The 25,327-nt window shown below is 53.6% G+C and carries 24 protein-coding genes and 1 riboswitch; of the genes, 18 read left to right on the top strand and 6 right to left on the bottom strand.

Features of this window, described 5'->3' with window-relative positions:
* The first annotated feature begins 79 nt into the window (after window positions 1-79).
* Window positions 80-1,147 carry a LacI family DNA-binding transcriptional regulator gene (locus JFL75_RS17075; RefSeq protein WP_215627880.1) on the top strand — a complete coding sequence of 356 codons (1,068 nt, stop codon included), beginning with the start codon at window positions 80-82 and terminating at the stop codon, window positions 1,145-1,147.
* Here JFL75_RS17075 and xylB read toward each other — a convergent pair whose 3' ends face one another.
* From xylB to JFL75_RS17055, 4 genes are all read right to left on the bottom strand, one after another.
* Complete coding sequence (gene xylB / locus JFL75_RS17070) at window positions 1,148-2,626, bottom strand: xylulokinase (protein ID WP_215627879.1); 1,479 nt, start codon at window positions 2,624-2,626, stop codon at window positions 1,148-1,150.
* Between the two features lie 194 nt (window positions 2,627-2,820).
* The gene (locus JFL75_RS17065) at window positions 2,821-3,435 is read right to left on the bottom strand and encodes a DJ-1/PfpI family protein (RefSeq protein WP_215627878.1); all 615 of its coding nucleotides are present in this window, start codon (window positions 3,433-3,435) and stop codon (window positions 2,821-2,823) included.
* 160 nt (window positions 3,436-3,595) lie between these two features.
* On the bottom strand, window positions 3,596-4,420 hold the full coding sequence (locus tag JFL75_RS17060; protein WP_215627877.1) for a hypothetical protein: 825 nt from the start codon (window positions 4,418-4,420) through the stop codon (window positions 3,596-3,598).
* A 109-nt stretch (window positions 4,421-4,529) separates the two neighbouring features.
* Window positions 4,530-5,156 (bottom strand): hypothetical protein, encoded by a 627-nt coding sequence (locus tag JFL75_RS17055; protein WP_215627876.1) that lies wholly within the window; start codon window positions 5,154-5,156, stop codon window positions 4,530-4,532.
* A gap of 563 nt (window positions 5,157-5,719) precedes the next feature.
* Window positions 5,720-5,858: riboswitch (purine riboswitch) on the top strand.
* Between the two features lie 83 nt (window positions 5,859-5,941).
* Between JFL75_RS17055 and purE the strand changes: the two genes are divergently transcribed.
* From purE to JFL75_RS17015, 8 genes are all read left to right on the top strand, one after another.
* Window positions 5,942-6,424, top strand: a complete 483-nt coding sequence (gene purE, locus JFL75_RS17050; RefSeq protein ID WP_215627875.1) for a 5-(carboxyamino)imidazole ribonucleotide mutase — start codon at window positions 5,942-5,944, stop codon at window positions 6,422-6,424.
* Entirely contained in the window at window positions 6,421-7,155 is a 735-nt protein-coding gene (gene purC, locus JFL75_RS17045; RefSeq protein ID WP_215627874.1) for a phosphoribosylaminoimidazolesuccinocarboxamide synthase, read from the top strand. The genes purE and purC overlap by 4 nt, the downstream gene beginning before the upstream one ends.
* A gap of 60 nt (window positions 7,156-7,215) precedes the next feature.
* Window positions 7,216-8,637: an amidophosphoribosyltransferase gene (purF, locus tag JFL75_RS17040; RefSeq protein WP_215628644.1), complete on the top strand. Its 1,422-nt coding sequence runs from the start codon at window positions 7,216-7,218 to the stop codon at window positions 8,635-8,637.
* Window positions 8,627-9,751, top strand: coding sequence for a phosphoribosylformylglycinamidine cyclo-ligase (gene purM / locus JFL75_RS17035; protein ID WP_215627873.1), 1,125 nt, complete (start codon window positions 8,627-8,629; stop codon window positions 9,749-9,751). The genes purF and purM overlap by 11 nt, the downstream gene beginning before the upstream one ends.
* Window positions 9,744-10,394: a phosphoribosylglycinamide formyltransferase gene (purN, locus tag JFL75_RS17030; RefSeq protein WP_223292692.1), complete on the top strand. Its 651-nt coding sequence runs from the start codon at window positions 9,744-9,746 to the stop codon at window positions 10,392-10,394. Before purM ends, purN begins: the two co-directional genes overlap by 8 nt.
* Window positions 10,395-10,450: 56 nt before the next feature.
* Window positions 10,451-12,070, top strand: coding sequence for a bifunctional phosphoribosylaminoimidazolecarboxamide formyltransferase/IMP cyclohydrolase (gene purH, locus JFL75_RS17025; protein WP_215627872.1), 1,620 nt, complete (start codon window positions 10,451-10,453; stop codon window positions 12,068-12,070).
* 28 nt (window positions 12,071-12,098) lie between these two features.
* Window positions 12,099-13,427: a phosphoribosylamine--glycine ligase gene (purD, locus tag JFL75_RS17020; protein WP_215627871.1), complete on the top strand. Its 1,329-nt coding sequence runs from the start codon at window positions 12,099-12,101 to the stop codon at window positions 13,425-13,427.
* Window positions 13,428-13,658: 231 nt separating this feature from the next.
* Entirely contained in the window at window positions 13,659-14,615 is a 957-nt protein-coding gene (locus JFL75_RS17015) for a pirin family protein (RefSeq protein ID WP_215627870.1), read from the top strand.
* A 191-nt stretch (window positions 14,616-14,806) separates the two neighbouring features.
* Here JFL75_RS17015 and JFL75_RS17010 read toward each other — a convergent pair whose 3' ends face one another.
* Complete coding sequence (locus JFL75_RS17010; protein ID WP_215627869.1) at window positions 14,807-16,012, bottom strand: PucR family transcriptional regulator; 1,206 nt, start codon at window positions 16,010-16,012, stop codon at window positions 14,807-14,809.
* Between the two features lie 168 nt (window positions 16,013-16,180).
* Between JFL75_RS17010 and JFL75_RS17005 the strand changes: the two genes are divergently transcribed.
* The 9 genes from JFL75_RS17005 (at window position 16,181) to JFL75_RS16965 (ending at window position 24,568) form a co-directional block, all read left to right on the top strand.
* Window positions 16,181-17,404 (top strand): hydantoinase/carbamoylase family amidase, encoded by a 1,224-nt coding sequence (locus JFL75_RS17005; protein WP_215627868.1) that lies wholly within the window; start codon window positions 16,181-16,183, stop codon window positions 17,402-17,404.
* On the top strand, window positions 17,401-18,687 hold the full coding sequence (locus JFL75_RS17000; protein ID WP_215627867.1) for a dihydroorotase: 1,287 nt from the start codon (window positions 17,401-17,403) through the stop codon (window positions 18,685-18,687). Before JFL75_RS17005 ends, JFL75_RS17000 begins: the two co-directional genes overlap by 4 nt.
* Complete coding sequence (locus JFL75_RS16995) at window positions 18,680-19,390, top strand: dihydroorotate dehydrogenase electron transfer subunit (RefSeq protein ID WP_215627866.1); 711 nt, start codon at window positions 18,680-18,682, stop codon at window positions 19,388-19,390. Before JFL75_RS17000 ends, JFL75_RS16995 begins: the two co-directional genes overlap by 8 nt.
* The gene (locus JFL75_RS16990; RefSeq protein WP_215627865.1) at window positions 19,387-20,292 is read left to right on the top strand and encodes a dihydroorotate dehydrogenase; all 906 of its coding nucleotides are present in this window, start codon (window positions 19,387-19,389) and stop codon (window positions 20,290-20,292) included. The genes JFL75_RS16995 and JFL75_RS16990 overlap by 4 nt, the downstream gene beginning before the upstream one ends.
* 105 nt (window positions 20,293-20,397) lie before the next feature.
* Window positions 20,398-21,408, top strand: coding sequence for an ABC transporter substrate-binding protein (locus JFL75_RS16985; protein WP_215627864.1), 1,011 nt, complete (start codon window positions 20,398-20,400; stop codon window positions 21,406-21,408).
* Window positions 21,409-21,429: 21 nt separating this feature from the next.
* The gene (locus JFL75_RS16980; protein WP_215627863.1) at window positions 21,430-22,188 is read left to right on the top strand and encodes an ABC transporter permease; all 759 of its coding nucleotides are present in this window, start codon (window positions 21,430-21,432) and stop codon (window positions 22,186-22,188) included.
* 12 nt (window positions 22,189-22,200) lie between these two features.
* Entirely contained in the window at window positions 22,201-22,965 is a 765-nt protein-coding gene (locus JFL75_RS16975) for an ABC transporter ATP-binding protein (RefSeq protein ID WP_215627862.1), read from the top strand.
* Complete coding sequence (locus JFL75_RS16970) at window positions 22,962-23,756, top strand: ABC transporter permease (RefSeq protein WP_215627861.1); 795 nt, start codon at window positions 22,962-22,964, stop codon at window positions 23,754-23,756. Before JFL75_RS16975 ends, JFL75_RS16970 begins: the two co-directional genes overlap by 4 nt.
* On the top strand, window positions 23,756-24,568 hold the full coding sequence (locus JFL75_RS16965) for a nucleoside phosphorylase (protein WP_215627860.1): 813 nt from the start codon (window positions 23,756-23,758) through the stop codon (window positions 24,566-24,568). Before JFL75_RS16970 ends, JFL75_RS16965 begins: the two co-directional genes overlap by 1 nt.
* A gap of 63 nt (window positions 24,569-24,631) precedes the next feature.
* Here the strand turns inward: JFL75_RS16965 and JFL75_RS16960 are convergent, their stop codons facing one another.
* Window positions 24,632-25,270, bottom strand: coding sequence for a hypothetical protein (locus JFL75_RS16960; RefSeq protein WP_215627859.1), 639 nt, complete (start codon window positions 25,268-25,270; stop codon window positions 24,632-24,634).
* Window positions 25,271-25,327: the final 57 nt, after the last annotated feature.

The raw sequence follows: 25,327 nt of genomic DNA, 5'->3' as shown, positions 1-25,327 counted from the left end.
TAACGTTATACCTAAACATTAAAAATGAGTGTACGGCAGAATTTACCGGTTGTCAAATTTTTTCCGCAAGGAACTGTTTATGGATGAATCAGGAAGCCGCCCGTCGGGCAAAATAAAAAAAAAGAAACGGGTTACCATAAAAGACATCGCCGCCCAGGCCGAGGTATCCCTCCGGACGGTTTCACTGGTGCTGAACGATTCCGGCAGCATAAGCGACGCCACCAGAAAAAAGGTCTTATCCATTGCGCGCAAACTGGATTACCGGCCGAACCTTATGGCCCGGGGTCTTGTCAGCGACCAGAGTTACCTCTTCGGGGTGAACCTTCCCTATCTTGATTTGAGTTTCGTGCATACGATTATCGCCGGGATGGAGCGCAAATGCATCGAACTGAATTACGCGGTTCTTCTGGCCAGTACGAAATTCAGCGATATTTCATTTCTGGACAGCGACATACCGACTATTGAAAAAAGCCTGGAACGCCTTATGTACCGGCAGGTCGACGGCATTGTATGCCTTCCCGACCGTCGGGCTATAAAATCGTACAAGGAAGTTATCCGCCAGGGGATTCCCATTATTCAGATACTCAGGACCATCCCGGAACTGGCGATTCCTTCAATAACCGTAAACAACGAACAGGGAATGTACCGGGCGGTACAATACCTTCTGGACCGGGGCCACGAACGCATCGGATTTCTTACCTACCGGGATCCTCATTTCGAGGAAGTCGCCGACCGGTATAAGGGGTACGTCCGGGCGTATACGGAAGGCGGCAGATGGACGGATTTTAAGCGGTTCGTCATCTCCTGTGATCTTACCTTCAAAGGCGGATACGGGGCGGCGAAAAAGATCCTCGCCAGAAATCCCGGCCTGAGCGCCATAGTGGCGGCTACTGATTACGCCGCCATGGGCGCCATGCGGGCCTGCGTGGAGATGGGAAAGCGGATTCCCGAGGATATTTCGATTGTCGGATACGATAACATGGAATTTACCGAGCTCCAGGGGTACCGCACCCTAACCACCGTAAGCCAGCCCAAGGAACAGGTCGGGATACTGGCCGCGGAATATCTGTACCGCATGGCTCACGGTGAGAAAGTGACATCCGCGGTACTGGAGCCGGAGCTGATACTGCGGGAAAGTTCGGTATAACTAAATACCGTACAGCTGCTTGCGGGCGTCCAGATACCCGCGGTATACGGCTTCGTATTTTTCGGTATTGCCGCGGTCCGGATGCGCCTGTTTTCGTTCATCAAGCTGAATGTGTCTGGCGCAGAGATCCGGGACCGATCCTTCGCCGCAGACGGCCATGGCCTGGATGATCCCGCCGAAGGCGCCCGCTTCCTTCCCGCGGACCCCGATGATGTCCGCTCCGAAGATATCCGCGGTTATCTGCCGCCAGGGCGCGCTGTTGCTGCCGCCCCCCACGAGCCGGAGCTGGCGGAAGGCGATTCCCTTTTCCCGGAGCAGGTCGCATCCCCAGCGGAGCCCGAACACCACGGACTCGGCGGCGGAGCGGATAAGGTTGGGCCGGGTAAAGTTGGTCATGGTCAGTCCGGTAATGCTCCCCTTTGCGGAAGGAAGGCTGGGGGTGCGTTCCCCGTTGAAAAACGGGAGCATGGTCACTCCCCCGCAGCCGATGGGAGCGGCGGCCATGTCGTTGTCAAAGGCCGCGAGATCCAGGGTGAACAGCTCCTGCACCGCGGTGCTGGCCGATGTGGCGTTCATGGTGCAGATCGTGGGGATCCATCCGCCGGGAATCGAATTCTGGATCTGGATTATTTCAGGGTACCCCACCGGCTTCTGGTCGGTGAAAATACTCAGCACCCCGGAGGTTCCCAGGTTCATGGTGGCGATACCGGGCTCGACGTTGCCGGTGCCCACCGCGGCCATCATGTTGTCGCCGCTGCCGGGGGCGACGATACAGTTCCGGTCCAGCCCGAACCGTTCCGCGACAGCCGCGGCAATAGGCCCCACGGCTTCGGTATCCCCGAGAACCGGCGGAAGGGCCTTCTTTAACGCGGGATCTATCAGGGATACCATGGTATCGTTCCATTCCTTATTGATGGTATCGTAGTACCCGGTACCGGAAGCGCTTCCCGCGTCGGTGGCGATAATACCGGTTAAATAGAAGTTTATGTAATCCTTGGGGTTGAACACATAGGCGATTCTGCCGAAAACCTCCGGTTCGTGTTCCTTAAGCCAGACGAGCTTCGAAGCGGTGTAGCCCACGGGAATGGCCGTCCCGATTTTTTCGATGACTCCCCGGGGACCGCCGGCGGCATCAATGAGCCGCTGGTTGGCGCCGGAGGTTTCCGTATCATTCCAGAGTTTCGCCCGGCGGAGGACTTTTTTCCCGCTGTCCAGGATAACGAGCCCATGCTGCTGCCCGGAAACCCCGATCCCGCGGATCATTTTCCGTTTCCCGCTGTCCAGGGACGCCAGGGCCGTTTCCATGGCCGTATTCAGGGCATCGATCCACCACTGGGGATCCTGCTCCCGGCCGCCGCGCTCGTTGGCGGCTATCTCATGGGGCGCGTAGCCTTCACCGAGAAATTCCATACAATCGGGATCATAAATTGCAGCCTTTGTGCCCTGGGTTCCGCAGTCAACGCCGATATAATATGCCATAGCCGTAATCCTCCGGTAAAACTGGTGTTCGGAAACAATTGTACTATAAGTATACCATTATTAAAACCGAAGAATATACAGGCAAACGAAAACCCGGAGTAAGACGCGGAACAAACGCAGCCCAGCTGAACACATGCCAGCGAGCAACCGTGGATTCACGTTGCTATGTGAAGTACGGGCGTACACCGTTATTTTTATTCCAGTGATTTCATTAATTCAAAAAAATATTTTGCTTCATTTGTTTTGAATAAATAATACCATGCGTGTAACGTAGTATCTTCCATTACATTTATTTTCTTTATAATTTCGTATGTAAATTCTAAAGGAGCTATTCCAGTTGCGGTTATTAAATTTCCATCAACAACAGCAGGTTTATATTCATACAAATTTTCTCCGCTATAATTCTTACAAACCATTTTTAAATATTCTTTATCATTACTTGTATGTTTTTTAATATCCAATACTCCATTTTCAGCCAATGCCGCTGTTGCCCCGCAGATTGCCCCAACAATAATTTCCGTATTCCCTTTTATTTTATCGATAATTTTCTGATTATTCCCGTTTTGCCAGGTTTCCGCGCCAGGCAATACAACTAAATCACCTTTTTTTATATCTGCATTATCCACATCAATATCCGGAATAATTTCAATTCCGCCCATTGTTTTTATTGGGTTTAAATTATTTCCAACTTTTATTATTTTAGGTTTTTCAATATTCTTTTTTAAATATCTTCCGCTATTAATTTCTGCAATAAGAAAAGATATTTCCCAATCCGCCAGGGTATCCAATACATATAAAAATACATTCATAAATCATACTCCTTATTTTTCAGAAAGTTGTCTATATATTATTCTTATAATTTTTTACCCGGTTTTGCTAGTATTTCACATAACATCTGTTAGGTGCAGCGAACCCCGAGGAGCCGACCAACGGGAGGCCCGCAGCTGATACACGTTGTTTTGCGAAATGCTACTTATTTGTTATCATTCTTAGTAAGATATAGAAATCAATTGAGAAAATCGCTATTAAAACTGATGCAAGTAATATTTTTTCAAGAATTTTCTTCCCTCTACCATTAAGCAGATCATCATAAATATATTTTCCTAAAGTAACGCCATTTTTTTTAAAATTTACTGTATCATAAACAGGTATGGAAATATTTTTGTTTATTTCTAATAATTTTCTAATAAAAAGATTTCGATTCTCAATATTTTCACGAAGTTTTAGCATTTGATTATTATTTTGATTATTATATAGATAAATGACGATAAACGTTTCACTTCCTTCACCGGACTTATCAGTCAAAAGTCCTATTGATGAAATATCTTTAATATTTATTACTTCCGGCTTGTTTCCTATTCCTCTTTTCACATATAACATTTCACCATCAATTTTATAATATTCAGCCATCCCCTGTATTATTAGTAGCAGAAAAACAAATGGAATCAAAAGGGTAGCCGGATGGTTTGAACGAATAAGTATCAGTATCATTAATATAGTGAAAGCAAGAAAAATATATAGCACATCCATTTTGGGAAAAAATATATTATTTTTATTTCTTTTAATTTTTATGAGTAATAAAGCAAAAAAAGTTCCTAAAATAATACTGCTGATTAATAGTATGATATTCTTTTTAATATTATGTAATAGCAAAATTACTGTTTGACCAAGTGTTTCTTCTTTCGGCAGCATCTCATAAAACACAAGAACAAACATTCCAATAACAAACAGAGGCAAAAGAATATCGGAAATCTTATCAAGAACAGTTTCTATTATACATTTTAATTTTTTCATGTTTCTTCTCTTAACATTCGAGTACAGCATTTCACATAGCGTTTGTCAGGCGAAGTAAAACCCCCTGCGAAGCACTCAGCATAAACGGCGGGTTGGTATTCTTTCATACTTATTCGCTGGTACCAAACCATTTCATTAAAGCGGCCATCAATGCCTCAGAGACATGACTGCCTATTTCTTTTACCCTGCCGTACAACGGTATTGTAATAAACTCACTCACATCGATTTCTAGCTGAGCAAGAGAACTAATTACTTCACCATTTGTAAACTCAATACTTTGTAAATCACTTTTTGATTTCGCTGAGCCAAATATCCCTAAGCAATCATCAGACCAGACAATAATAGAATTATCTTTATATTCAATGGTTGGAAAAGGATCATGCCCCAACCATACCGTTTTCCTATGAGAAATATCAGCTATTACTTCTTGCCATTGCTCCAATCCGCAACAGCAACTTGGTAAAATTTCCACGTCATTATTACAAAACATTAAACCGCCGCCTAAAACAACTTCTTCTTTGTCAAATCCATTTATTAGGTTCTGAAAACTTTTTTTTGGGTTATCAGTAAATGAAATGTTATTATAAACAAATAAACTGAATAAAAATAAATCTATTTCCTGTTTTGTTGTTGATTTGCTCAATATAATATATTCTTTGTTATTAGAAATGTTTAACCAATTTGGCGCATTGCAATAAATAGAATTACTTATTATTTTAATATTTTTTCCATTCATCGTCTTATAACCTACTATATACACGAAAAGATATAATACTCTATATGCCGACTACACGGACAACTTGCGCCGAATAAATGCGGCATATTCTTATGGAAGAAATATAGCCGTTGCGGGTTTGATTATCCAGCCAAAAGACACGGTGAATCATCCGCGGCCAAGATAAAAAGACAGCCTTGAAATTACCCATACGGAACAAGCGTCTCCGCACCCAGGAACCAGAAGTGGGGGCAGCGTAAGACTTGCCGCTAGCGGCGGCAAGTCTTTTAGGAGTTTTGCGGAGCAAAACTCCAGAGACAGTGCGGCAAGGCTGGAGTGAGGGGGAGCAGCCCTCCTGAACCGGCTATTCCGCGCAGGTAAAGGCAGCAAGTACACGGCCGCAATGGTGACGCCGGGTGTCGTACAGCAAAGGGGCTGAGCGACTTCCGAGGCCGAAGGCCGACGAGGAGCCAGCCCCTTTGCTGTACGACAGGACCCGCAGACACGGTTATACCTGTGTGCTTGCTGTATAAACAGTCCGGTGCTCCCCCTTGTACTCATACCGGTTCCATGGTATTTTAGGGGTGACAATTACGCCATCGGTCCATATATGTCCCGTAATACGGTCGGGGCGTTTCTACCGGGTAGCCAGGGAAGGCATTGTTCCAGGAATCATGGAAAACCTTCCAAAACATCCCGACTATGGGCTAACAGAAATCGTTCGCACTTTGCTTTAGGGGCCGGGGCAGATGTCTTCGGTATGGCCTGCAGCGGCCATGCTATCTATATTCTGGAGGCCCCAGTCCGTGAAAGCCGCAATTATCTTCGGTTCAAAATCAGATTCACCAGTCATGAAAAAAGCCGCCGATGTGTTCAGGGAATTCGGCGTATCCTATTCTGCCCATATTCTGTCCGCCCACCGGGTGCCGGAACTGCTCAGGGAAACCATCGAAACCCTCGAAAAGGACGGAACCGAAGTGATAATCGCCGGCGCGGGCCTGGCGGCCCACCTTCCGGGGGTTATCGCCAGCATGACCATCCTCCCGGTAATCGGCGTGCCCGTGAGCAGCGGCGGACTGGGCGGTATGGATGCCCTGCTTTCCATAGTGCAGATGCCCAAACCCATCCCCGTTGCCACGGTTGGGGTGGATAACGCGGCAAACGCGGCGTATTTAGCCTGCCAGATGCTTGCCCTCAAATATGAACCCCTGCGGGAGAAGATAATTGCCTTCCGGGACCGGATGAAAGCCGATTTTGCCCGGGAACAAGGCCAAGGAGTTGAGTTATGACCGACGCGAAAGGTTCTCCGGATCTCGTCCGGGGGGATGAACTGTACGAAGGCAAGGCCAAAAAGGTTTTTTCCACCAATGACAATGATCTCGTCATTATCCACTACAAGGACGACGCCACGGCGTTCAACGGTGAGAAAAAAGGCGCCATTGAGGACAAGGGGATTCTGAACAACAAGATCGCCGCTGAAATATTCAAACTCTTGGAAGAAAACGGCGTGCCCACCCATTTTATCAGCCGGATTTCGGACCGGGATATGGTATGCCGGAAGGTGCGGATCATCCCGCTGGAAGTGATCGTCCGCAATGTCGCCGCCGGGTCCATGGCAAAACGCCTCGGCCTCGCGGAGGGCAGCGAACTGAAGACCACGGTTTTTGAGCTGTCCTACAAGGATGATTCCCTGGGAGATCCCCTGATCAACACCCACCACGCGGTGGCCATCGGGGCGTCGACCTTTGAGGAAGTGGACCAGATCTTCGGGTACGCCGCAAAGGTCAACGAAGTGCTGAGCGCCTTTTTCCTCAAGCGGGGAATCAGGCTTATCGATTTCAAACTTGAATTCGGCAGAACCGGCGCCGGGGAACTGGTGCTGGCGGATGAGATATCCCCGGATACCTGCCGGTTCTGGGACGCGGAGACAAATGAAAAACTCGACAAGGACCGGTTCCGCCGGGACTTGGGAAATGTCAGGGAAGCGTACGTCGAAATCCTTAACCGGATCGACAGCTGAGCCAGCGGCCGGGGATTCCCGGCATGAATGGAGTGTGTGAAGTTGGTAAACGGAAACAATATGGGCCCCATCCCCGGTGACGGAGACGACAAGCTCTACGAAGAATGCGGGGTGTTCGGTATTTTCAGCCAGAATACACAGCGGGATGTGGTTCCCCTGGTATACTACGGACTTTTTTCACTCCAGCACCGGGGCCAGGAAAGCGCCGGAATCGCGGCCATAAACGGTGAAGCCATGGATTCCCGCAAGGGCATGGGCCTGGTGGGTGAGTTTTTTACCCCCGATGTTCTCGGCCAGTTAAAGGGCTACGGGGCGGTGGGCCACGTCCGGTATTCCACCGCAGGATCGAGCTCTATAGAAAACGCCCAGCCCTTTGTGAGCCGGTTCAAGCTGGGTTCCATCGCGGTGGCCCACAACGGAACCCTCACCAATGCCGACGTGGTCCGGGAGCTCCTGGAAGACGCCGGCGTGGGGTTTATCTCATCCAGCGACAGTGAAGTCATCGTCAATCTCATCGCGAAAAATTACCGGAAGGGCCTGGAAAAGGCCCTGACGGATACCATTCAGTTTATCAAAGGCTCCTACGCCCTGGTGGTGCTTACCGACAACGCCCTGGTCGGCGCCCGGGATCCCAACGGGATCAGGCCGCTGTGCCTCGGCAAAACCGAAGACGGCTGGATCCTGGCTTCCGAATCCTGCGCCATCGACGCGGTGGGCGGGGAATTTGTCCGGGATGTGGAACCCGGGGAAGTGGTGATCATCACCAAGGAACAGGTCCTGTCGTTTTCCTTCAGCGAAAAAACCCGGCGGGCGGTATGTTCCTTTGAGTATGTGTATTTTGCCCGTCCGGACAGTGTTATCGACGGGGTCGATGTGTATGAATCGAGAATACGGGCGGGAGAAATCCTTGGCCGGGAATCGGCGGTTGCCGCCGATCTCGTCATAGGGGTTCCGGATTCCGGAGTCCCCGCCGCCATCGGCTACGGCAGGGCCACGGGAACACCCTACGGGCTCGGTATTGTGAAAAGCAAATACGTGGGAAGGACCTTTATCGCCCCGGACCAGAGCCTGCGGGAGCGGGCAGTATCGGTGAAACACAATGTCATACACAGCGAGATCAAGGGCAAACGGGTTGTGGTCATCGACGATTCCATCGTCCGGGGAACCACCAGCCGCCGGCTGGTGGCGATTCTCCGCAAAGCCGGCGCCCGGGAAGTACATATCCGGGTCTGCTCCCCCCCGGTCCGCTGCCCCTGCTACTTCGGCATTGATACTCCCCACCGGAAGGATCTCATCAGCAACGGCAACAGCGTCAGTGAACTGTGTGAAGCCATCGGAGCGGACAGCCTGGCGTTTATCAGTGTGGAGGGGCTCCTGGAAGCCCTGGACGGTATGGGCGGTTACTGCTTAGGCTGCTTCACCGGGGAATACCCCATGCCGGTTCCCGGGGAGGACCGGGAAGGAATGAGCGATGGATTATAAAGACGCCGGAGTCAATATAGAGGAAGGGTACCGGGCCGTTGAAAAATACCGGGATCTGGCCGCGGCCACCCGGAACCGGGCGGTCCTGGGAGGGCTCGGCAGCTTCGCGGGGATGTATTCCCTTAAGGAACTGATCGATTCCGGAATTGGTTCCGGCGGCGCCCCCATGGAGGATCCCGTCCTCGTATCGGGAACCGACGGCGTCGGCACCAAGCTGGACGTCGCGTTCAGAATGAAAAAATACGATACCGTCGGCATAGACTGTGTCGCCATGTGCGTAAACGACATTCTCTGTCACGGGGCGAAGCCGCTTTTTTTCCTTGACTACCTGGCCTGCGGAAAACTCGACGCGGGAATTGCCGCGGACCTCGTGAAGGGTGTGGCCCGGGGCTGCGCGGAAACAGGCACGGCACTTTTGGGCGGTGAAACCGCCGAGATGCCCGGGTTTTACGATGAAGGTAAATACGATATCGCCGGCTTTGCCGTGGGTATCGTTGACCGCAAGGATATAATCGACGGCAGCGGCATCCGGCCGGGGGATGCCCTCCTGGGGATCGCGTCCTCGGGCCCCCACTCCAACGGGTTCAGCCTGATACGGAAGGTGCTGCCCGACCTCGATGAAGACTTCGGGGGGATGCCCATAGGGATGGCCCTCCTGGAACCGACCCGGCTGTACGTAAAACCGGTGCTCAGGCTTATGGAAACGGTGAATATCCGCGGCATGGCCCATATTACCGGCGGCGGATTTTACGAGAACATTCCCCGGATGTTTGCCTCACCCATGGACGCGATGATCCGGAACGGCAGCTGGACCATCCCGCCTATTTTCGCGCGGATCGCCTATGGCGCCGGGGACGCGGAACAGGGCAGCGCCGCCGCGCGGCTGCGGGGAGACGAAGCCCAGCGCAGAGGCGCGGAAATGCTGAAAAACGACGGCGGCCTCAGGCAGCGTATGTTCAATACGTTTAATATGGGAATTGGTTTTGTCCTCGCCATCGCTCCCGGGGATATTCCCGGGGCCATTGAGATCCTCGATTCCCAGGGATATCCCGCCTGGGAGATCGGCAGGGTTGCGGAAGCCGCCGGAAAAACAGGGGGCGTACGCTTTGAATAAGAGCGGCGGTTCCGCGATCCCTATCCTGGTACTTGTTTCCGGAAACGGAACCAATCTCCAGGCGCTGCTGGACGCGGAAAAAGAAAACCGCCTCGGCGGCGGGGTTATCCGGGGGGTCGTATCGGACCGGGCCGGAGCCTTTGCCCTGACCAGGGCCGCCGCGGAAAACATTCCCTGTTTTACCGAGCTTCCCGATACGTCATTACCCCGGGAACAGCGGCGGCGGGATCTCTCGGACCGTATTCTGAAAAGAGCCCGGGAAACGGACGCGGTATTGATTATCCTCGCGGGCTTTCTTTCCATTCTTGAAGGGGAACTGATCCATGCCTACGCGGGCCGGATAATCAATATTCACCCTTCCCTGCTCCCGAAATTCGGCGGACCGGGAATGTACGGGGACCGGGTCCACAGGGCGGTACTCGATTCCGGGGAAACCGAATCGGGCTGTACCGTGCATATTGTTGATGAAGGAACCGACACCGGCCCGGCGCTGCTCCGGCGGCGGGTCCCGGTTTTGCCCGGGGATACCCCGGACAGCCTGGCGGAGAGAATCCACCGGGAAGAACATACCGCCATCGTAGAAGCCGCGGCGCTTATGGCGGAACGCCTGGCCTCCGGGACGGAAAAAGTTTTCGAAAATTGAAACCCCACACCGGAACCTGCGGGAACCGGCACACAATATTATTACCAGGAACGGTTATGAAACGAAGGGCCCTTATCAGTGTTTTTTACAAAGACGGAATCCTTGATCTGGCATCCGGCCTTGCCGGATCGGGATGGGAAATTCTTTCCACCGGCGGAACAGCCCGGTACCTCCAGGAAAACGGCATTGCCGTAACCGATGTGTCTTCGGTCACTGGTTTTCCGGAATGCCTCGACGGCCGGGTAAAAACCCTGCATCCGGCGATCCACGCGGGCCTGCTCGCCCGGAGGGACGACGCGAAGCACATGGAAACCCTGGAAGGCCTGAACCTTTCAGCCATCGACCTGGTATGCGTGAATTTATACCCATTTTTTGAAAAGGTGCAGGCGGGTCTTTCAATAGAAGAAACCGTGGAATTTATCGACATCGGCGGACCGACCATGCTCCGGTCCGCGGCTAAAAACTATCGGGATGTGATTGTCCTCACGGACCCCGGGGATTACGCCGATGCCCTGGTTGCTGTCAAAACCGGGACCGTTCCTCCGGAATTCAAAAAACGACTGGCGGGAAAGGTCTTTGACCTCACATCGGCCTACGACGCGGCCATTGCCCGGTATCTTCTGGACGAATCCTTCCCCGAGTACTGGCCCATGTCCCTGAAAAAATCCCAGACTCTGCGGTACGGTGAAAACAGCCACCAGGAAGCGGCGCTGTACTTCAGTACCGATAAACCCGGGGCGCTGCCTGCCATGGAACAGCTCCACGGCAAGGAATTGAGCTACAACAATATCAGGGATCTGGATCTCGCGTGGAAGGCGGTCTGCGCCAATGGGCTGCCCGCGGACGGCACCCTTCCCATGGGCACCGGAGAGCTTGCGCTGGTTCCGGGAATGGAAACTCCGCGGGACGTACCGGTGTGCTGCGTTGCGGTAAAACACAATACTCCCTGCGGCATTGCCCTGGGCAAAAACCTCTCCGAAGCCTACGATAAAACATATATCTGCGACCCTGTTTCCATCTACGGCGGTATCGTAGCGTGCAATACCCCGGTAGATGAGGCGGCAGCGGAAAAAATGGCGGAAATATTCCTGGAAATAATTGCCGCCCCGGATTTTACCCCCGGAGCCCTGGAAATACTCAAAAAAAAGAAAAACATCCGGCTCATGAAAGCCGCCGCCGCGCCGAAGGATTCCTTTGAATGCATCGCCGTGGACGGAGGGCTGCTGGTCCAGTCCGCCGACAGAACACTTCTGGAAAAATGGGAAGTCGTTACCAGGACGGCCCCGGAAGAAAGGGATATTCCGGACATGGTCTTCGGCATACGTACCGTGGGATTCGTAAAATCAAACGCCATTGTGGTGGTTAAGGAAAGCGCCGCGGTGGGCATCGGCGGCGGCCAGACGAACCGGATCTGGGCGGCCGAACAGGCCCTTGGCCGGAGCGCCGGGGTCATTGCGGCGGCAAAAGAAAACGGCAGCGGCGACGGAAGCCCCCCGCGGGTACTGGCCTCTGACGCCTTCTTTCCGTTCCCCGATGTGGTGGAAGCCGCCGCTGCCGCGGGTATCAAAGCCATCATCCAGCCCGGCGGCTCAATGAATGACAAGCTCTCCATCGAAGCCTGCGACCGGCTGGGCATTGCCATGGTCTTTACCGGCACCAGGCATTTTAAACATTAATCCGGTAAGACGCTGAAAGGAGATTACCATGAAGGTCCTGGTTATAGGTTCCGGGGGACGGGAACACGCAATCTGCTGGAAACTGGCCCAGTCGCCGGATGTGGACACCGTATATGCTGCCCCGGGCAACGGCGGAACCGCCGCGGAAGCAAAATGCGAAAATATCCCGATCCCCGGAGGTGACCCCGCCGCGGGAGAAGGTTTGACCTTTCTTCTCAAGTTAGCCCGGGACCGGGGGATCGCCTTTACCGTTGTGGGACCGGAAGCGCCCCTGGCGGAGGGAATCGTTGACGCCTTCAGGGCGGCGGGTCTTTCCATAGTGGGGCCGGATAAAAAAGCCGCGGAACTTGAGGCGAGCAAGGCGTTTTCAAAATCATTTATGGAAACCCACGGTGTACGGGCCGCAAAAAGCGAAACCACCGGCGATTTGGGGAAAGCCCTCAGCCTGGCCCGGGAACATTTTTCCCGAAGCGGCGCCGCGCCGCTGGTGGTAAAGGCCGACGGCCTGGCCGCGGGAAAAGGCGTGGTCATAGCCGTTACGCTGGAGGAAACAGAGGAAGCCCTGACCGCGTTTATGCGGGAAAAAACCCTCGGCGACGCCGGAGCAGCGGTGGTGCTGGAGGAATTCCTGGAAGGCAGGGAAGTTTCTATCCTGGCGGCGGTCAGTGTTAGCCCCGGAAAAAGCGGGGTTATCCTGCCCTTTGTTTCCGCCCGGGACCACAAACGCCGTTTCGACGGAGCCCAGGGCCCCAATACGGGAGGCATGGGATCCATCGCGCCGGTACCGGACTTTACCGAATCGGCACTGCGGGATTTCCGGACAGCTGTCCTTGAGCCTACCCTGCGGGGAATGGAAGCGGAAGGCATGGATTACCGGGGATTCATTTTTTTCGGACTCATGGTGAAGGAAGACCGCTGTTCGCTGCTGGAATACAATGTGCGTCTGGGGGATCCCGAAACCCAGGCGGTTCTGCCCCTGATGGATGCCGATTTTTTTGGGCTGTGCCGGGCAATACTCGACGGTTCTCTTTCGGATTTTCCCCTGGTTTGGAAGCCCGGCGCCGTATGCGCCCCCGTGGCGGTCGCCGGCGGGTATCCCGGTGCATACCGGCGGGGCGACCGTATTTCCGTTGATGAAGCAAAGGTCCGCGGGACCGGTGCAAAGATTTTTATTGCCGGGGCGTCCCTGGCTGATGATCCGAAAGGCGGTACAGGCCTGTACACATCCGGCGGCAGGGTACTCGCGGTTTCCGCTATAGGAACCGGCGGTGATGACGCGCGGCGCAAAGCCTATGAGGCCCTGGAAGCGGTCAGTTTTGACGGTATGGCCTACCGGAAAGACATCGGAAGGGAGTAAGATCCCACCACGGGCCGGACCAAACTTCAGCATCCTTAAAAAACACAAATATCACAATTATCACCATTTTTGAGGGGTATTTTCTGACAAAAGTAATAGAGAATAACTCCAATTATTAAAAAATATTAACAAGATGGTATTATGACCGTACAATAAAGAAGGGACATTCTGCATAATTAATTTTCTACTATATATGATTTGTCCCTGCGTATTTAAAAACAGGAGCATCATATGAAGTATCGTCGCGTAAAAAAAGTTCTGTCTAGTATACCCACGATTGAGGGAGGGCGGGTATACTTGAAACGGGCCTTCGGTTTTCAGAACCCAAAGGATACCGATCCCTTCCTCATGCTTGACTATTTCCATTTAAATGATCCGGATTGGTATGAACAGGGATTCCCATGGCATCCCCACCGCGGATTTGAATGTATTACCTACATGCACGCCGGTGCCTTTGAATCCCAGGATTCCCTGGGAAACCGGATGGTGGTAAAAGCCGGGGGCGTCCAGCAGGTCAATGCCGGAAGCGGAATCATCCACCAGGAAACCCCTCTGGGAGATTCCAAGGGGCAGGTCAGCGGGTTCCAGCTCTGGATCAATACACCCGCGGGCAGTAAATGGGAAAAACCTGTTTACCAGAATTTCAAGGCCAGCACCATTCCGGAAGTGGCGATCGATAGCAAGATCACCGCCCGCATGATTTCCGGCAATTACAATGGCCTTCTCGGACCGGTCCAGAACGACCATATTGACCTGAAATTCCTTGACATAATAATTCCGCCCCACACGCCTTTTATTTATCCCGCCGCCACGGACCACACGGTAATTGCCTTTGTGGTAAAAGGGAGTGCCTATTTCGATAAGCATACGGACCCTTTCGCCTTCAGTGAAATCGGCAGGGGGTACATGGATTTTGAAGACAAGGACTGCCTCATCGATGACGGAAAACTGGTCATGTACGACAATTCCGGGAATGATATTCTCATTACTTCCAATGATGAATGGGTCCAGTTCCTGCTTATCAGCGGCAAGCCCATCGGCGAACCGGTTGCCTGGTACGGGCCGGTGGTAATGAACAAACAGTGGGAACTGCGGAAGGCCTATGAAGAATACGGTAACGGTGAATTCGTGAAGGATGAACCTGAAATTCCCTCAAAAAAGGAAAAAACCCTGGTAAAGGCAGTGTAGGGATACAGGATATCCGCAGCATTCGCATTATCCGGCACAGAAGCACGGAAATACGTTTCGTGGGGTCCTGTCAGATGAAAGAAATACCACACAGTGGTGTTTCTTTCATCTGACACCCCGCGTTACCGATATGGCCCATGCTTCGCGCCGATGTTTTGTGTACTGCGGATATCCTGTCATTACAGGGGTGCTTAAAGCGGCGGGGTGCCGCTTTTTTTCGCGTGCCGGCGGATCTTGTAGGCGATAACCGCCATGTACAGCTTTATGCTGTCGTTGAAGTCCTTGACATCCAGCCCCGTCAGCTCATGAACCCGCTGGAGGCGGTACTTAATCGTGTTTTTATGGGCGTAAAGTCGGGCGGCGGTTTCATCAATATTTTTATTGCATTCAAAATACACAATTAAAGTATCGAGGATTTCCCTGCTGTCGATACCGTCCAGTATTTTATCGAAAAGACTGGTTTTGCTCTCGGCGATAATCTCCGCCATCACATAGTGAAATTCAATATCCCGGAAATGGTGTACGGTTCTTTCGGGGAAAAATATCTGGCCCGCCCGGGACGCGTACAGGGCGTTATAATAGGTATTCCTGATTCCGGCTAAACCGCTTTCGGCGTTTCCGTAGCCGATATAGACCGGACGCTTGGGAAAGGAATACCGCAGCAGGGCGGACGCTTCCTTCTCCACCGCCGGAAGGGAATCCATAATAGCCGTACTGTCCGCGGCTTCCAGGATTACCGAGCTGAAATTCCCGGTATTTACCGCGATGCACTGGCTGAGTCCCGGCTGGGTGGAAGCGAACTGGGCCACCGCGGTACCGGTGCGCCACAGCAGCTGCAGATGCTGCTCACTGGGCGTGTCGGTCTCGGAAAACTGGAGCGTCATGGCCAGGTACTGGTTTTTGCCGACCCCCAGGCCGAGAAGGCTGCCCCGCTCTATCATGAGCTCCGGTTCAGTATACGCTTCAAAAATAATATCCTTGATATACCGTTCCAGGAGGAGCCGGGGGTTTTGTTCTCCCACGATATAATGCATGGTGGTTACGATAATATCGATATACGACAGATCGTAGGGGATATGGAGCAGCGGAATGCTGTGCTCATCGGCGACGGCCATCAATTCGGGGGAGAGTTCCTTTACGTACTGTCCGGTCTTGACCGCCATGCAGGCGCAGGACGCGTAGGCCATATCCTTAAGCAGCGAGCACTGGGCTCCGATATCATCCTTTACCGCATAGAGGCTGGTAATGAGAAAATCATGCCCCTTGAGCCAGCGGACGATATCCGGCACTTCCATCACCGTGACGTGGCCGACCTCCCGGCTGAGGCCGCTTTTCCCCGCCACCACTTCAATACTTCTGAGTTTTGGTATTTTCAGAATCCTGTCTACCGTAATCATTGAACCTACAGTATACTACACCCGAAGCAGTATATCATCAGGCAGAAATTAGGCTTTTTTGTCATTTCAGACAAAAAACACCCTTAAATTTTGTTTTTTTTAACGAAGACTGAAACCTAAACCCATGCAATACTGATCGCTTCCTATAAATTATTCTGGAGCGGCGGCATGGTATATTCAGTTGAAGATATCCGGTACATTGAATCGGCGTTTAACCGTTTCTATGATATCGGCACCGCCGACGCGGGCGGCGTAACGAGGCTGGGGTATACCGAAGCGGAAGACGCCATGCACGGGGTTTTTTCCGCCCTGGGACAGGAAATGGGGTTGGATGTCTCTACCGACCAGGCAGGAAACACCTTTCTCTCAAACTGCCGGGAGTCCGAGGAATATTACCTTATCGGTTCCCACCTCGATTCGGTGGTGGAAGGCGGGCGTTACGACGGTGTAGCGGGGATTCTCGCGGGGCTCCTGGTGATGCGCTGGGCGAAACAGAAGGGTATGAATATTCCTATCCGGACCGCGGCGTTCCGGTGCGAAGAATCCAGCAACTTCGGGGTCAGCACCATCGGAAGCAGCCTCGTAACCGGCGGGCGGGCGGGAAAGGAATTGTTCAGCCTGACCGGCAGGGACGGCCGGACCCTGGGGGAAATTTTTGCGGAACGGGGTTACAGCCCCATGCCGGATAAAATCACCGGGGTAAAACAATACCTGGAGCTTCATATTGAACAGGGACGGGTTCTGCAGGAATACAGCCAGCGGATCGGCATCGTCTCCACCATAGCCGGCCCCCGGCGGTTCAACCTGTACATCCAGGGACTGGCGGAACATTCCGGAGCGACCCCCATGGTTATGCGGCGGGACGCGCTCTGCGCGGCGGCGGAACTGATCCTGGAGATCGAGAAAATCGGCCTCGCCGAATCGGTCCGGAATTCCGTTGCCACCGTGGCGGTGGTAAACAACATACCCAACGTCCTTAATGTTATTCCCGGAGAAGTCCGGCTCCAGGTAGATACCCGGGGCATAGAGACCGCCAGCCTCGACGAGATCGAGAACCGGATCAAACAGGCGGGAAAATCCATCAGCCGCCGCCGGGGTACGAGTTTTATCAAGGAACGGATTTCCGACACCAAACCGGTTGCCATGGACCAGGGTATTCAGGATAAACTGGCAAAGGTAGTCCACGGCCTTGGGATAAGCCACCGGCGGATGGTGAGCGGCGCCGGGCACGATGCCATGCAGTTCGCCGAAATTTGTGACACCGCGCTCCTGTTTATCCCTTGCAGAGACGGGGTCAGCCATAATAAAAATGAATTCACCAACATGGACAGCATCTGCGAAGGTGCCATGGTCCTGTACACGTACCTTGCCGAGGAGTTTAAGAATACATGATTCTGATCGCAGGCGGCAGAATGATCGACCCCAAAACAGGCACCGATGAAATCCGGGATCTGGTTCTGGAGGACGGCCGCATCAAATACATTGGCAAATTCCGCGTCAGCGACGAATACGAAACCGTTATCGACGCCCGGGGTAAAATTATCGTTCCCGGACTGGTGGATGTGCACGTCCATTTCCGGGATCCCGGATTTACCTATAAAGAAGATATTGAAAGCGGGGCGGCGGCGGCGGCCCGGGGCGGATTCACCACGGTGGTCTGCATGGCAAACACAAACCCCATTGCCGACAACGCCGAAACTCTGCGGTATATCCTGGAAAAAGCCGCGGCCGCAAAAATCCATGTCCGTACGGTGGCCGCGGTAAGCCTCGGGTTCAAAGGGGAGACCCTCTCGGACATGACGGAACTGAAAAAGCTGGGCGCCGTGGGATTCAGCGACGACGGGATTCCCCTGCGGGACAGCGCCTTTGTACGCCGGGCCATGGCCGCGGTTAAGGCCCTGGACGTGCCCATCAGCCTCCATGAGGAAGATCCGGCGCTCATCGGCACCGCCGGCATAAACGACGGGGAGGTTTCGGCTTCCTTCGGATTTGCGGGAGCCCCGGCGGTATCCGAAAGCAGCATGGTCGCCCGGGACTGTATGCTGGCCCTGGATACCGGGGCCAAGGCCCATTTCCAGCACCTGAGCTGCGCCGAATCAGTGGCCGCGGTCAGGCTGGCGAAACAGCTTGGAGCGCAGATCACCGCGGAGGTAACTCCCCAGCATTTTTCCCTTACCGAAGAAGCGGTCATCAGCCAGGGGAGCCTGGCCAAGCTCAACCCGCCGCTCCGGACAGAACGGGACCGGTACGCCCTCATATCCGGGCTCAAGGACGGAACCATCGACATGATTGCCACGGACCACGCACCCCACAGCAGCGAAGAAAAAGCGAAACCCATAGCGGAAGCTCCCAGCGGCATGACCGGTCTGGAAACGGCATTGGCCCTGGGTATCACCAATCTTGTACGGAAAGGCCACCTGAGCCTTCCGGATTTAATCGAAAAAATGACCCTGGCACCGGCACGGCTGTACGGCTTTGACGCGGGATACCTCGCGGAGGGAGCCCCGGCGGATATTACGATTTTCGACGACAAGGAATGCTGGACGGTCTCGGATTTTTCTTCCCGGTCCGCCAATTCACCCTTTATCGGTCAGTCCCTGTCGGGAAAAGTAAAATACACGATCTGCGGCGGAAACATTGTGTACAAAGATACGGAGGAGCGGCCCCATGGCTGAAATACTGTCCAATCAGCGGCTGTCCCGGGATTTCTATCTGATGGAAACAGCCTTCCCCAATACCACCGGAATGGGGCAGTTCTATATGCTCCGCGCCTGGAAAGAATATCCAATACTGTCCCGCCCCATAAGCGCCTTTGACGCGGGGCCGGATAAGGTTTCGTTCCTGTACAAAACAGTGGGAACGGGAACGGAAATTTTCTCCCGGCTCAGGCCCGGGGATGAGATTACCCTCCAGGGTCCCCTGGGCAATACGTTTCCGGAAGTTTCCGGCAGCATAGCCATGGTCGGCGGCGGCGTCGGTATCGCGCCGTTTAATCTGGCTGCCCGGCGGATAAAAGCCGCTTCCCCGGAATCAAGGATTGATCTGTACCTCGGGTTCAGCGATGAGGCGGTATTGGTGGACCAGTTCTCCGCCGCCGCCGATACGGTGACCGTCAATGTGGGCGGCTTCATCACCGATGAGATCGATCCCTCGAGGTACGATTACGTATTCACCTGCGGACCGGAGATCATGATGAAGGTTCTTTTCGAAAAATGCCGTGCTTCCGGATGCGGGGACAAACTCTACGTTTCCATGGAAAACCGTATGGCCTGCGGCATCGGTGCCTGCCTGGTGTGCAGCTGCAGAACGGTCCACGGAAACCGGAAGGCCTGCAAGGACGGGCCCGTGTTCCGCGCGGCGGAGGTATTCGGCCTATGAGCGATCTGCTGAAAACGGATTTTGCCGGAATCCCCTTCAAAAATCCCGTGGTGCTTGCCTCGGGAACCTGCGGTTTCGGCCGGGAATACAATGAGATTTTCAATCTGGAAAAACTGGGCGGCATCAGTTCAAAAGGCCTGACCCTGCGCGCCCGGGCAGGCAACGAGGGAATCCGTATCTGGGAAACCGCCAGCGGCATCATGAACAGCGTGGGGCTGGAAAACCCCGGGGTCAGGGGCTTCATTCAAAACGAACTGGACTGGATTAACAGCCTGGACCTCGTCAACATCGTCAACCTCGGCGGCCATTCAATTGAGGATTATATTGAAGGAACGGAACTGCTCAACGAAGTACGGTTCGACATTCTGGAATTAAATATTTCCTGCCCCAACGTAAAAGCAGGGGGCATGAACTTCGGTGTCAAAACCGAATTCGCCCGGGAGGTGGTTCGGAAAATCCGCTCAGTCTGCCGGCATACCCTGGTGGTAAAACTGTCCCCCAACGCCGAGGATATTGTAGCCTTAGCGCGGGCCTGCGAAGAAGAAGGGGCCGACGGTATTTCCCTGATCAATACATTCCTGGCCATGGCCATCGATATTAACAAACGGAAGCCGGTTTTCGAGAACACCTACGCGGGCCTCTCGGGGCCGGCTATCAGACCCATTGCCCTGCGCATGGTCAACCAGGTCGCGAAGGCCGTAACCATTCCGGTCATGGGAATGGGCGGAATAACCAGCTGGCAGGATGCCCTGGAATTCATCATGGCAGGCGCCGCGGTAATCCAGGTCGGAACCGGAAGTTTTATGGATCCCAAGGCTGCACCGGCCATCGCAGACGGACTTGAATCCTGGGCCGCATCCCAGGGGCTCGGCAGCATCGGCGAAGTCCGGGGTATTGTGTGATTGTATGGGGCACGCCCCGTATAAATAAAACGGAGTACGGCAAATACTCCGAAACATTCCCTAGCCCGCTAAGGAATGCATATTACTGTCCCATTGGAGGAGAACATGAAAAGACTGTTAACGGCTTTGCTCATTTTCGCGTGCGCAGGAACCCTGCTCTTTGCAAAGGGGTCTTCCGACTCCGGTGCCGGGGGAACGAAAAAGGTTACCATCCAGATTGAAGGTTCGGCGGTTCCCTATTATACCCCGATTTTCACTGCCATTGACCGGGGCTACTTTGCGGAAGAAGGCCTTGAAGTGGAGTACCTCTTCGGGAACGCCGCGGACATCGCGAAGAACGTTTCCGTGGGCAACGTTGAATTCGGCTTTCCCAATGGAGAACCGATCATCACCGCCAAGAGCCAGGGGATTCCCGTGATGGTAGTCCATTCAACCCTGCAGCACGGCCTGGGTTCAACTATCTTCCTCAAGGACAGCGGCATAAGGACTCCCGCCGATCTTAAGGGCAAGAAAATCGCCGTCACCAGCTTCGGCAGCTCCAACTACGTCCAGCTCCAGGTTCTTCTGGAAAAGAACGGCATGAGCCTCAAGGATGTTACCGTTGAAATCGTCGGAACCGAAGCTATCGTTCCCGCGCTGGTAAACAAACGGGTGGACGCCATCTGCTTCTCCATGCTCCGTACCTTCGAGCTGCAGTACCAGGGTATCGATGTGGCGGAATTCCGCTCCGACGAATTCCTTCCCTCCTTCGGCAACGTTCTGGTCACCGGAAAGGATTACCTCGAGAAGAACCGGGAAACCGTACAGAAGTTTGTCCGGGCCCTGAACAAGAGCATGGAATTCATCGCCGCCAGCAAGGACAACACCCGGGAAGCGGTTACCGCCACCATTAAGAACCACACCCCCACCTACGCAGGCCGGGAAGACTACATGACCGACATCATCTCCGAAGTGTACGCCGGGTACCTGTGGACCAGCGATGACACAAAGAAAAATGGATTCGGATACGGCAATGTCACCCGGTGGCAGGAAACAGCGGATATCATGAAGCAGTTCGAAATTATCACGTCCACGGTATCGGCTCAGGACATGGTAGTTCCTGATGTACTCAAATAAGTAAGGCATATTAACTTTTATATGAATATCAAGAAAAACCTGCCGGCACTGGCCGTGCTGGCAGCGGTGCTTCTGGTATGGAAAGGGGCGGTGGTTCTCTTCAAACTGCCGCCCCACGTACTTCCTGCCCCCGAGGTTGTCGCGGCCAGGCTGGGACAGATTGTCTTTTCCCCGATTATCTGGGGCCACCTGGCGACAACCATGACTGAAATCCTCATAGGATTCGGGTCCGGTGTTATTCTGGGGCTTATCGCCGGATACGCCCTTGCCAAGGCGCCCACGGTGGAAAAAGTTCTTTCGCCGTTTATTCTGGTTTTCCAGACCGCCCCGAAGATATCCCTGGCGCCTCTGTTTGTCCTGTGGTTCGGCCTGGGACTGACATCCAAGGTGGTGCTCATAGCCCTGGTAACGTTTTTCCCCCTGATGCTCAACATCATGGTGGGGATCCGTTCGGTGCCGCCGGATTATATCAGCCTGCTGCGGATACTCCACGCGAAACCAATGCAGCGTATTTTCAAGGTGGAACTCATGAGCGCCCTGCCCTACATCATGACCGGCCTCAGGGTCGCCCTGGTCCTTTCGGTGACCGCCGCCATTATCGGCGAAATGATGGGCGCGAAAAGCGGCCTCGGGTTCCTGCTTATGACGGGGAACGAGATGTACGATATTCCCCTGGTTCTTGCCACGATTCTGGTTATCAGCCTCCTCAGCTGGGGCCTCGACGCGGGCATGAAGGCGCTGCAGAACAGACTGCTGGTCTGGCACGAATCCTCAACCTAACGGAGGCGAATAATGATTCTGGAAGTAAAATCGGTAAGCAAACGCTTCCAAAGCGGAACGAAAAAGAAACCGGAAACCGTCACGGCCCTGGAAAATATATCCTTCGATGTTTCCGAAGGGGAATTTATTTCGATAATAGGCCCGTCGGGCTGCGGCAAGTCGACGCTTCTCAAAATTGTGGCGGGACTTATCGACGCGTCCGGCGGAGAAGTCCTCATTGAGGATACGGAAGAACACCGGAACCTGGGAACCCCCAAGATCGGGTTTGTGTTCCAGGACGCGGTGCTGCTGCCCTGGAAAACCGCCATGCAGAATGTCATGTTTCCTTTTGAGATCATGAAAAAGCCTGGTACGGACAGGCTGGATGAAGTCCAGCGGCTCTTTAAGCTGGCGGGACTTTCGGGTTTCGAAAACCATTATCCCAAGCAGCTCTCCGGCGGCATGCGGCAGCGGGTTTCCATACTCAGGTCCCTGTCGTACAATCCCCCGATCCTGCTCATGGACGAACCCTTCGGGGCCATCGACGCCATAACCCGGGACAGTCTCAACAACATCCTCCTGGATATCTGGCAGGAAACGAAAAAAACTATCCTGTTTGTGACCCACAGTATCTCCGAGGCGATTTACCTTTCCGACCGGATAATCGTCATGGGTGCCCGGCCGGGCCGCATCGTTAAGGACGTGCGGATCGAACTTCCCCGGCCGCGGAACGACGACACCAAGATTGCCCCGAAATTCTACGAATACGTCGGTGAACTCCGGGAGCTTCTGAAATGAAGGGGCTCGGCAAAAAGCTTTCGATATATGCCATGTCCTTTCTCGTGCTGGTGGGCATTCTCCTGATCTGGCATCTCTATGTCACTATATGGAATGTTCCTGAATATCTTCTGCCGGGTCCCATCGGCGTGGCGGAACAGTTTGTCGCCATGGTAAAGGACGGAACCCTGCTCTACCACGCCGGGGTAACCTCCGCGGGGATCGCCGCGGGTTTCGCCATCGGATCGGTGCTGGGTTTTTTCTGCGGATACCTGCTGTCCAAATCACGGGCCATGGAAAACGCTTTGTACCCCTATATCATGGTCATCCAGGCGACCCCCAAGGTTTCCCTCATTCCGCTGTTCGTCATCTGGTTCGGCCTGGGGATGGGACCGAAGCTGCTCCTGATCGTACTCTCGGTGTTTTTCCCGGTCATGGCGAATACCATTACGGGATTCCGTTCAACCCCCCGGGATTATTACGATCTCATGACCATCCTGGGAGCCTCTTCGCGGCAGACCCTCTACAAAGTAAAAGTACCGCTGTCCCTGCCGATTATCATGGCGGGGCTTAAGATCGCCATGGTCCAGGCGGTCATCGGCGCCATTGTGGCGGAATGGGTTTCCGGTAAGGACGGCCTGGGATACCTCCTGGTATACGGAAGCACCCTGTACAACTCACGGATGCTTATCGCGTCAATCCTCGCGACCACAGTCCTGGGGGTTGTATTTTACATGGTTATCGATTTTATTGAAGCAAAGGTACTGTTCTGGCACGAGTCCCAGAATATCGTAAAGGAAGGAGCCCTGTAATGAACCGAGAGTTCCCCGAAGGCCGGGACGGCGCGGAAAATCAGCCGGTCCGGGCCAGCGATCCCGTGGCAGGCGGCAAGGTCCCGCATTTAAAGCTGCCCTTAACCGAAAAACTGCCGGAGGTATTTTTTCTCCCCGGGGACGCGTCCCGGCTCCGGCTCTTTGAGGAAGAGGCGGACAGCTTTGAACGGATCGGGGACAACCGGGAGTACGCCCTGGCAAAAGGAAGTTTCCGGGGGAAATCCTTCGGGGTCTGTTCTACCGGTATGGGGGGCGGTTCCGCGGAAATCTGTATCGTGGAACTTGCCCGCCTCGGGGTGACAACCATGATCCGCACCGGAGGCTGCGGCGCATTGCAGCCTGAAATTGAGAGCGGAAGTTTTATTATCAACTCAGGGGCGGTCCGCTGGGGCGGCAGCTCGAACTTTTACGTTCCCCCGGAATTCCCCGCCGTGGCGGATCCCTTCCTGGCGGTGAGCCTTGCCCAAAGCTGCGAGAAACTGGGGCTGAAATACAGCGTGGGTATCGGCGCTACCATCAACAGCTACTACGAAGGCCAGGGCCGGGTTTCGGCTCCCGGCCGGCGGCCCCGCTGGGGGGAAGAGCAGATTGCCCGGCTCACCGAATCCGGGGTGCTAAGCATCGACATGGAAACCGAAACCCTCTTTACCATCGGCTATCTGCTCAAGGTGAAAACCGCGAACATCCTGGCGGTCCACGGCAACCGCGCCACCGACCATTGGCTGGTGGATTACGAACCGGCCCAGCGCAGCCTGGTAAAAGCCGCGCTGGAAACGCTGGATGCTGTATAATTGAGATTGACCGGGGCTGTTCAGCAATAACAGAAGCTGACAGCCCAGAAATACCATTCAGAATTAAATATCAAGCAGCCATTTAAAATCAGATCCCGGGAAACCGGATTCAAAACGTTCAACGTCGCCAATACCAGTCTGGATGATGCTATTCCATCCCTGCTTAAGATCGCAGGCAAATTTAATTGTAAAACCAAACTCATCATAAGAACCTGTAATGGTAGTATCCCGGTCGACATAAATGTATCTTACCACTTTAGTTTCGCCCTTACTTATATTGGCCTTACAATTGAATAAATCTCCATCTCCAGGACTTACCAGGATTTCATTAATCATAGCCCCTCTTGTATCCGCCGAACTAACCGATAATCCCTCATGTATGATACTGTCCATAAGCTCCAGCATTGCCGCAGCCGGGGCTCCGATGGTAAGAACAAACGAACCATTCTCAACAGTTCCGCTGGTAAGAATAACACCCTCATCTAAATATGCTGTAACGGTACCATTCAATGACGTATTGGGACTGCTGTCGGAATAATCCGTATAGATTTTGCCGCTGAGGGTAAAACTTTCCCCCAAATGAGCCGCGGAAAGGCCGCCGCTGCCGCCGCTGCCGCCGCTGCCGCCGCTGCCGCCGCTGTCACAGGCAGCGGCCAGAATTAAAACCGTCAAAACCAGACAAAACAACACCGCTCTTTTCATAATCATTTTCCTCCTTCATACCGGTCCAATTATCCCATATTTCTTCGCAAAATATTA

Source organism: Breznakiella homolactica, from assembly GCF_016616095.2.
In the GTDB taxonomy this organism is placed as follows: domain Bacteria; phylum Spirochaetota; class Spirochaetia; order Treponematales; family Breznakiellaceae; genus Breznakiella; species Breznakiella homolactica.
This window is presented reverse-complemented; position numbering and strand designations above follow the sequence as displayed.